General features: G+C 68.7%; 4 protein-coding genes. 3 read left to right on the top strand and 1 reads right to left on the bottom strand.

Annotated features, from left to right (window positions below; translation table 11 throughout):
• Positions 1–650: enoyl-CoA hydratase-related protein (locus tag ACXJKH_RS17500; protein WP_457321228.1), on the bottom strand; the 650-nt coding region annotated here is incomplete at its 3' end.
• A gap of 117 nt (positions 651–767) precedes the next feature.
• On the opposite strand from ACXJKH_RS17500, the gene ACXJKH_RS17495 reads away from it, so the two are divergent.
• From ACXJKH_RS17495 to ACXJKH_RS17485, 3 genes are read left to right on the top strand one after another with little or no spacing between them, the layout of a single operon-like run.
• On the top strand, positions 768–1,022 hold the full coding sequence (locus ACXJKH_RS17495; RefSeq protein ID WP_256777187.1) for a FeoA domain-containing protein: 255 nt from the start codon (positions 768–770) through the stop codon (positions 1,020–1,022).
• The gene (gene feoB, locus ACXJKH_RS17490; RefSeq protein ID WP_457321225.1) at positions 1,019–2,875 is read left to right on the top strand and encodes a ferrous iron transporter B; all 1,857 of its coding nucleotides are present in this window, start codon (positions 1,019–1,021) and stop codon (positions 2,873–2,875) included. Before ACXJKH_RS17495 ends, feoB begins: the two co-directional genes overlap by 4 nt.
• Positions 2,875–3,129, top strand: coding sequence for a DUF6587 family protein (locus ACXJKH_RS17485; RefSeq protein ID WP_256777184.1), 255 nt, complete (start codon positions 2,875–2,877; stop codon positions 3,127–3,129). The genes feoB and ACXJKH_RS17485 overlap by 1 nt, the downstream gene beginning before the upstream one ends.
• The last annotated feature ends 105 nt before the right edge of the window (positions 3,130–3,234 follow it).

Genomic DNA, 3,234 nt, shown 5'->3' with positions numbered 1-3,234 from the left:
ACCCGGCGCACCAGTTCCTTGGCCGAGGCCGAGGCGATCGGGCCGGCCTTGTCGAGCAGGCCGATCTGGCGCTGCACGGCTTCATCTATGCGTTCAGGTTCGATCAGCTGGTGGACCAGGCCGATCCGCAGCGCGGTGTCCGCATCGAAATGCTCGCCGGTGGCGAACCAGCGGCGCGCCTGGCGCGGGCCGATGGCGTCGATCACATAGGGCGAGATCACCGCCGGCAGCAGGCCCAGCCGGCTTTCGGTCAGGCCGAAGCGGGCGCTGGTGCTGGCGATGGCGATGTCGCAGCAGGCGACCAGGCCGACCCCGCCACCGAAGGCGGCGCCCTGCACGCGGGCGATGGTGGGCTTGGGCAGCTCGTCCAGGGTGCGCATCAGCCGGGCCAGGGCCAGCGAGTCCTGGCGGTTGTCCTCCTCGCTGGCAGCGGCCATGCCTCGCATCCACTGCATGTCCGCGCCCGCCGAAAACGAGGCGCCCTGGCCGGCCAGCACCACCACGCGCACGTGTTCATCGCGCCCGGCCGCCTCCAGTGCGGCGGTCAGCTGGGCGATCAGTGCCGCATCGAAGGCGTTGTGCAGGGTGGGGCGGTTCAGCCAAAGGGTCAGCACCGAGGCGCTGCGTTCTATCCGTAGTGCATCACTCATGGGAACCTGCGATTACTCCATACATGTACGAATCATAGCGGGCCATCGGTCACGGGCAATGACGCGGCGCGGCGATGCTAGAATTGAGAACCATTCTGATTGGCAAGAAGGCGCTCCGTGACGTTGTCCGATCTGCCGCTGCACGATTCCGCCCTGGTGGAGTCGGTGCGGGACCTGCACGCAAACGATGCCATCGCCCGTCGCCTCCGCGAGCTGGGCTTCGTCAAGGGTGAAGACGTGCGTCTTGTCGCCCGCGGCCCGGTGGGTGGCGAGCCGCTGCTGGTACAGGTCGGTTTCACCCGTTTCGCCCTGCGCCGCAGCGAAGCCAGCCGCATCGAGATCACCGCGATCCCGGCCGGAGCGGGCGCATGAGCGCCGCCGCATCCCTGCGCGTCGCCCTGGTCGGCAACCCCAACAGTGGCAAGACCGCGTTGTTCAACCAGCTCACCGGCAGCCGCCAGAAGGTGGCCAATTACACCGGCGTGACCGTGGAGCGCAAGGAAGGCCGCCTGCGTGCACCGTCCGGCCGCGAGTTCGCCGTGCTCGACCTGCCCGGCGCCTACAGCCTGCAGCCGGCCAGCCTGGACGAGGCGATCACCCGCGACCTGTGCCGGGGCTTCTACCCGGGCGAGGCCGCACCGGATGTGCTGCTGTGCGTGATCGATGCGACCAACCTGCGCCTGCACCTGCGCTTCGCGCTGGAACTGCGCGAGTTGGGCAAGCCGATGATCGTGGCGCTGAACATGGTCGATGCGGCGCAGCGGCGTGGCATCAAGATCGACGTGCCCGCGCTGGAACAGGCTCTCGGGGTGCCGGTGGTGGAAACCGTGGCGGTGCGCCGCAACGGCGCCCAGGCGCTGGTCGAGCGGCTCGATGCGATGGTGCCGCACCTGCAGGCACCGGTCGCGGTGCCGGCCGGCGAGGCCGACTACCACGCCCAGGTGCGCGGCATCCTGGCCGCCTCGGTGAGCATGCCCACGCGCACGGCCAGGATCGATGACGCGCTGGACCGCTGGCTGTTGCACCCGGTGTTCGGGCTGCTGACGCTGGTGGTGGTGATGTTCCTGATCTTCCAGGCCGTGTTCGCCTGGGCCACGCCGCTGATGKATGGCATCGAGGCCGGCTTCGGCTGGCTCGGCGAGCACGTCGGCGCGGTGCTGCCGGAAGGCCCGTTGTCCAGTCTGCTCACCGACGGCATCATCGCCGGCGTCGGCGGAGTGGTGGTATTCCTGCCGCAGATCCTGATCCTGTTCGCTTTCATCCTGGCCCTGGAAGAATCCGGGTACCTGCCGCGCGCGGCGTTCCTGCTGGACCGCATGATGGCCTCGGCGGGCCTGTCCGGGCGCTCGTTCATCCCTCTTCTGTCCAGCTTCGCCTGCGCGGTGCCCGGCATCATGGCCACCCGCAGCATCCAGGACCCGCGCGATCGCCTGGCCACCATCCTGGTGGCGCCGCTGATGACCTGTTCGGCGCGCCTGCCGGTGTATGCGCTGCTGATCGGTGCGTTCATTCCGCAGAAGACCCTGTGGGGCTTCGTCAGCCAGCAGGGGCTGGTGCTGTTCGGCCTGTACGTGGCCGGGATTCTCAGCGCGCTGGCGATGTCGTGGGTGATGAAGAAGTGGCGCCGCGACAAGAGCGAGCATCCGCTGATGCTGGAGCTGCCGTCCTACCGCATCCCGCACCCGCGCGACCTGGCGGTGGGCCTGTACGAGCGCGGCATGATCTTCCTCAAGCGCGTGGGCGGCATCATCCTGTCGCTGACCATCCTGCTGTGGGTGCTGCTGAAATTCCCGGCCGCGCCGCCCGGGGCGACCATGCCGGCGATCGACTACAGCTTTGCCGGCCAGCTCGGCCATGCGATGGCGGTGATCTTCGCGCCGCTGGGCTTCAACTGGCAGATCTGCATCGCGCTGATCCCGGGGATGGGTGCGCGCGAAGTGGCGGTGTCCTCGCTGGCCACGATCTACGCACTGTCGGCCGCCGATGACGACGCCGCGATCCAGGCGTTGACCCCGGTGGTCGCCAATGGCTGGTCGCTGGCCACCGGCCTGTCGCTGCTGGTGTGGTTCATCTATGCGCCGATGTGCATTTCCACCCTGGCCACGATCAAACGCGAGACCAACTCCTGGAAGCAGGTCGGCTTTGCCACCTTCTACCTGTTCGCGGCGGCCTACATCGCCGCGCTGGTCACCTACCAGGTGACCGTGGCGCTGGGCGGCGGCTGATGGGCGCCGGCCTGCTACTGCAGTACATCGTGGTCGCGCTGATCGTGCTGTTCAGCGCGTGGGTGGTGCTGAAAAAGCAGTTCCCCGGTGTCGTGCGCACGGTGCGCGGCGCGATCGCGCTGGGACTGGTCAAGCCGCAGCGTGCCGCGTGGCTGCAGACGCTGGGGCGGAAGATCGCCCCGCCCGCTACCGGTAGTGCCGGGGCGTGCGGCGGCTGCGACAGCTGCGGACCGAGCACGCCGAAGCAGCATTGAGCCGGCGCGCCTGTCGCGCCATCACCGGTAGAGCCCCGCCATGCGTGGCTTGCAGATGCCGATGTGCCGAATCCCGGTAGAGCCACGCCATGCGCGGCTGGCAGG

The sequence above is a fragment of the Stenotrophomonas sp. P5_B8 genome (assembly GCF_054049855.1).
Note: the sequence above shows the minus strand (reverse complement) of the source record. Positions and strands in the feature narration are given on the sequence as shown.

What these genes read in the sequence shown, in the direction of transcription:
- ACXJKH_RS17485 (WP_256777184.1), top strand. Translation starts at nt 2,875, where the DNA reads ATGGGCGCCGGCCTGCTACTGCAGTACATCGTGGTCGCGCTGATCGTG.